Consider the following 4,937-nt stretch of genomic DNA (forward strand, 5'->3'; position numbering starts at 1 on the left):
GGGCGGCTAACCGGCATCCCTGCCGGTTTACCCCCCAAATCCCTGTCGAATTCCGGCCAACGTGGTTTAACGGGGCGCCTGAGATCAAGATCACAAGCAGAGCAAGAGCGGCTCGCTTCGCATCGTGGTTACCGTCTGCTGCTACAGCCCACAACGTTATGTAGATACCTATGCCTGCATATGTTTTACCACAGCGGCTATATGACTCATTCTTCCTGGCCCGACATGAGGAATCGCGTTATGCCCACCCTGCATCTGCTCTGCGGCAAGATCGCCTCCGGCAAGTCCACACTCGCCAAAACCCTGGCCGCCGAGCAGGGGGTCATCGTGCTCAGCGAAGACCAGTGGCTGGCCAATCTCTATCCCGGCGAAATCCAGAGCATTGCCGACTACCTGCGCTGTGCCCTGCGGGTTCGTGGGGTACTTGAGCCGCTGGTGATCGATCTGTTGGCGTGCGGCGTCAATGTGGTGCTGGATTTTCCGGCCAATACCCTCGCCAATCGTCAATGGTTACTCGGCCTGGCCCAGGCAGCCAAGGTGCCGCACTGCCTGCATTACCTGGAGCTGGACGATGCCACGAACCACGATTTTGCCGCCAGCGATGCCGAGTTCGACCTGATCACTCGCCATTTCAGTGTGCCGAGTGAAGAGGAAGGGTTGGTGATTGAGGTGCACCGCCCGTGACTACCCAAAAACCTGCTGGCATCGATGCCGATGGCTATATCCTCACCGTTGCCGATACGCCTATACAACCCGAGTTCCAGCCCCTGCTGACGGACATCTGCACGACTTTGTCCCGGCCTGAGCTGGGGCTGCACGGGATTTACCTGTATGGCAGCATTGCACGGGGCGAGGGCGAGGCCGGAGTTTGCGACCTTGACCTTTCACTGATACTGGTCGAACCACCGAATGCGCCGGTGCTTGAACAATTGGAGTCGGCCCGACTCGCTTTGGAGCAACGGCATCCGAGCGTCACCAAGATCGACTTCGACATCGGCCACCGCGCCCAGGTGTTGGCGCCCGAAAACCGAAACAGTTGGGGCTTCTGGCTCAAACATCATTGCCGCTGTCTCTGGGGCGAAGACCTGTCACTGCACGTCGAACCGTTTCACCCGTCCCGCGCCATCGCCCTGGCGGTCAACGGCGATTTTGAACAGGCGCTCACGACTTACCTGGTGCGCATTGAACAGGCCAGCCCTGAACACACGCGGCTTGGCCTGCAGCGGGAAGCATCACGGGCCTTGATCCGCGCCACCCACACCCTGCGAGCGGAAGATGCGCAAACCTGGCCGCAAACCCTGGAAGACTACGTCGGGCTGTTTGTTCAGCATTACCCGACCATGCCGCGTGCAAATCGCCTACTTCCTGTTTGAGGCACGCAACCCGAGCGCCGAGGGCGAGGCATTTACGACACGCCTACGGGCGTTTCTGAGCTGGATGGTTTCGGCTTTTATAGAAAGGAATCAATCAGATGCGTGAACGCAAAGCCGCACGATTACTGGTCATAAACCCTGCGCAGCAAGTGTTGCTGTTTCGCTTCGTGCATAAAGACGGCGCCCTGGCCGGCCAGGATTACTGGGCCACGCCGGGCGGTGGCGTGGAGGCCGGGGAGAGCTTCCACAGCGCCGCGATTCGTGAGTTGCGCGAAGAGACTGGGATCACGGTGAGCAGCGTCGGGGAATGTGTAGCAGAGCGCGACGTGACCTTGATGCTGCCCTGCGGCGAAACGGTGCTGGCGGTTGAGCGGTACTTCGTTGTGCATGCGCCCAGCGATACGTTATCCAGGGCCGAGTGGACGCTACAGGAGACCCAAGTGATGGCGGATCATGCTGGTGGTCGGCAGAAGCGTTGCGCGCCACGAGCGATACGGTATGGCCGCAGGCGTTACCGCAAATGCTGGAGGATGCCGGGGTGTTTTAACCGTCCAGGCCGGCAAGCGGTCGCCATCGTGCGTTTGCCCTGATGCATGTCTGCATTGCTCATTAATGACTGGCCAGGATTTCACTCGTTTGGAACACCCTTGCATAGTCCATCGCCAAGTTACTCAGCGACAGCGCATGCACATCCTCTGCGGCCCACAGCCGCCCCGACAAGTCGGTTTGATCGAAGGTAAAACAGGCATCCGCCGCCACGATCACGTCGAACCCCAGGTTGCCGCCCGAGCGTGCGGTGGATTCCACTGAATTGTTGGTGATGACCCCGACGATTACCAACTGCTGGATCGAGCGCAGGTGCAGCCAGCGCTCCAGGCCCGTGGCGCTGAATGCATCCGGTACGTTTTTTTCCACCACATGCTCATGGGCCAGTGGGTGCAGCGCATCCTGGAACTCACAGCCGGGCTGGCCTGGCCGGAACACCGAAGCGGCAGAGCGGGAGATATGCCGCACATGAATGATCGGGCGTTGCGCCTGGCGCCAGGCATTGAGTAATTGCTGTATGCGCAGCTCGGCGTCTGGGTTGTTGCGGCGGCCAAGGGTGGGATCGGCCATGCCTTTTTGCATATCGATGATCAACAATGCGGCGTTAGTCGCTATCGGTTCCATGGCCTGTCCTGGCAGAGGTGAACATTATCTAACTGGTTGGAAGTTAGCACCGATCGGCAGCCCATACGCAAATCCCTGAGACTTCCCGGCGAAACGCTTCATAATGGCGGCCAATTTGTTTAGCTCGTTATTCTGGTGTGCCCGCATGGAAATTAAGGTCAACTTTCTCGACAACCTTCGGCTTGAAGCCAAGTTCGATGACTTCACGGTCATTGCCGACCAGCCCATCCGCTACAAGGGCGATGGTTCGGCACCGGGGCCATTCGACTACTTCCTGGCTTCGTCTGCGTTGTGTGCGGCGTACTTTGTGAAGTTGTACTGCCAGACGCGCAATATTCCCACCGAGAATATTCGCCTGTCGCAGAACAACATCGTCGACCCGGAAAACCGCTACAACCAGATTTTCAAGATTCAGGTCGAATTGCCCGCAGACATCTCCGACAAGGACCGCCAAGGCATCCTGCGTTCCATCGACCGCTGCACCGTGAAGAAGGTGGTGCAGGCCGGGCCGGAATTCGTGATTGAGGAAGTCGACAACCTCGACGCCGATGCCCAGGCGTTTGTTGATGCCCAACTCCACGTCCGCAGCAGGCACCTACATTGCCGGCAAGGACCTGCCGCTGGAGCAGACCATCGCCAACATGTCGGCGATTCTCGCGGGCCTGGGCATGAAGATCGAGATTGCCTCGTGGCGCAATATCGTGCCCAAACGTGTGGTCGCTGCATATCCGCGACGCCCATTCGCCGATGTGCTTTACCAACGGCAAAGGCGCGACCAAAGAGGGCGCGTTGGCGTCGGCGCTGGGTGAGTTCATCGAGCGCCTGAACTGCAACTTCTTTTACAACGACCAGTTCTGGGGTGAGGACCTGGCCAACGCGCCGTTCGTGCATTACCCGGACGAACGTTGGTTCCAGCCGGGCCCCAACGATGAGCTGCCGAGTGAAATCCTCGATGCCTACTGCCTGAAAGTCTACAACCGCGAGGGCGAGCTGCGCGGTTCACACCTGTTCGACACCAACTCCGGCAACGAAGCCCGTGGCATTGTCTCCCTGCCGTTCGTGCGTCAGTCCGATGGCGAGGTGGTGTATTTTCCGTCCAACCTGATCGAAAACCTCTACCTGAGCAACGGCATGAGCGCCGGCAATACCTTGGCCGAAGCCCAGGTGCAGTGCCTGTCGGAGATTTTCGAGCGAGCGGTGAAGCGCGAAATCATCGAAGGCGAATTTGCGCTGCCGGACGTCCCCGCCGAAGTGCTGGCCAAGTACCCGGGCATCCTGGCGGGTATCGAAGGCCTGGAAGCCCAGGGCTTTCCGGTGCTGGTCAAGGATGCCTCCCTGGGCGGTGAGTTCCCGGTGATGTGCGTGACCTTGATGAATCCGCGTACCGGCGGCGTGTTCGCTTCGTTCGGCGCGCACCCCAGCCTGGAAGTGGCGCTGGAACGCAGCCTCACCGAGCTGCTGCAAGGCCGTAGCTTTCGAAGGCTTGAACGACCTGCCGCAGCCGACCTTCGAAGGCCAGGCGGTCACCGAGCCGAACAACTTCGTCGAGCACTTTATCGATTCCAGTGGCGTAGTGTCGTGGCGCTTCTTCAGTGCCCAGTCGGATTATGAATTTGTCGAGTGGGACTTCTCCGGCCAGGGCGAAGACTCCAACGCCCAGGAAGCCGCCACGACTGTTCGGCATCCTCGAGGCATGGGCAAGAGTCGTACATGCGTGTATGAGCACCTGGGCGCTACTGCCTGCCGCATCCTGGTGCCGGACTACTCGGAAATCTACCCGGTGGACGACCTGATCTGGGACAACACCAACAAGGCGCTGTTTTTCCGCGAAGACATCCTCAACCTGCATCGCCTCAGCGAGGAGGAGCTGCAGGCGTTGGTCGAACGCCTGATAGAAAGTGAACTGGACGACTACACCGATATCACTACGCTGATTGGCATTGAGTTCGATGACAACACCGCGTGGGGCCAGTTGACCATCCTGGAGCTGAAACTGCTGATATTCCTGGCGCTGAAGCAGTATGAAGAGGCCAAGGAATGCGTAGAGATGTTCCTGCAGTACAACGACAACACCGTTGAGCGCGGCCTGTTTTACCAGGCGATGAACGCGGTGCTGGAGATGGAACTGGATGAGGACCTGGAACTGGCTGACTACGAGGCCAACTTCCGGCGCATGTTTGGCAACGAGCGCATGGACGCGGTGATCGGCTCGGTCGACGGCAGTGTACGCTTTTATGGGCTCACGCCGACGAGCATGAAGCTGGAAGGCCTGGACCGGCATTTACGCTTGATCGATAGCTACAAGAAGCTGCATGCGGCACGGGCCAACACTACCCAAGCCTGATACACACTGATCGTTCCCACGCTCCGCGTGGGAATGCAGCCAGGGACGCT

The 4,937-nt window shown here is 59.3% G+C and carries 2 protein-coding genes and 3 pseudogenes; 4 read left to right on the top strand and 1 reads right to left on the bottom strand.

Annotated elements, in window-relative coordinates:
* Nucleotides 1-240 precede the first annotated feature (240 nt).
* The 3 genes and pseudogenes from DQ405_RS23990 (at nt 241) to DQ405_RS24000 (ending at nt 1,920) form a co-directional block, all read left to right on the top strand.
* The gene (locus DQ405_RS23990) at nt 241-684 is read left to right on the top strand and encodes an AAA family ATPase (protein ID WP_168426336.1); all 444 of its coding nucleotides are present in this window, start codon (nt 241-243) and stop codon (nt 682-684) included.
* Nucleotides 681-1,479, top strand: a pseudogene (locus tag DQ405_RS23995) (nucleotidyltransferase domain-containing protein). The gene DQ405_RS23990 and the pseudogene DQ405_RS23995 overlap by 4 nt, the downstream one beginning before the upstream one ends.
* Nucleotides 1,472-1,920: pseudogene (locus tag DQ405_RS24000) on the top strand (NUDIX hydrolase). The pseudogenes DQ405_RS23995 and DQ405_RS24000 overlap by 8 nt, the downstream one beginning before the upstream one ends.
* A gap of 62 nt (nt 1,921-1,982) precedes the next feature.
* On the opposite strand, the gene DQ405_RS24005 reads toward DQ405_RS24000, so the two are convergent.
* Nucleotides 1,983-2,543 (bottom strand): cysteine hydrolase family protein, encoded by a 561-nt coding sequence (locus tag DQ405_RS24005; RefSeq protein ID WP_032902943.1) that lies wholly within the window; start codon nt 2,541-2,543, stop codon nt 1,983-1,985.
* 145 nt (nt 2,544-2,688) lie between these two features.
* Here DQ405_RS24005 and DQ405_RS24010 point away from each other — a divergent pair.
* A pseudogene (locus DQ405_RS24010) lies at nt 2,689-4,887 on the top strand (OsmC domain/YcaO domain-containing protein).
* The last annotated feature ends 50 nt before the right edge of the window (nt 4,888-4,937 follow it).

The sequence above is a fragment of the Pseudomonas sp. SST3 genome (assembly GCF_003325755.1).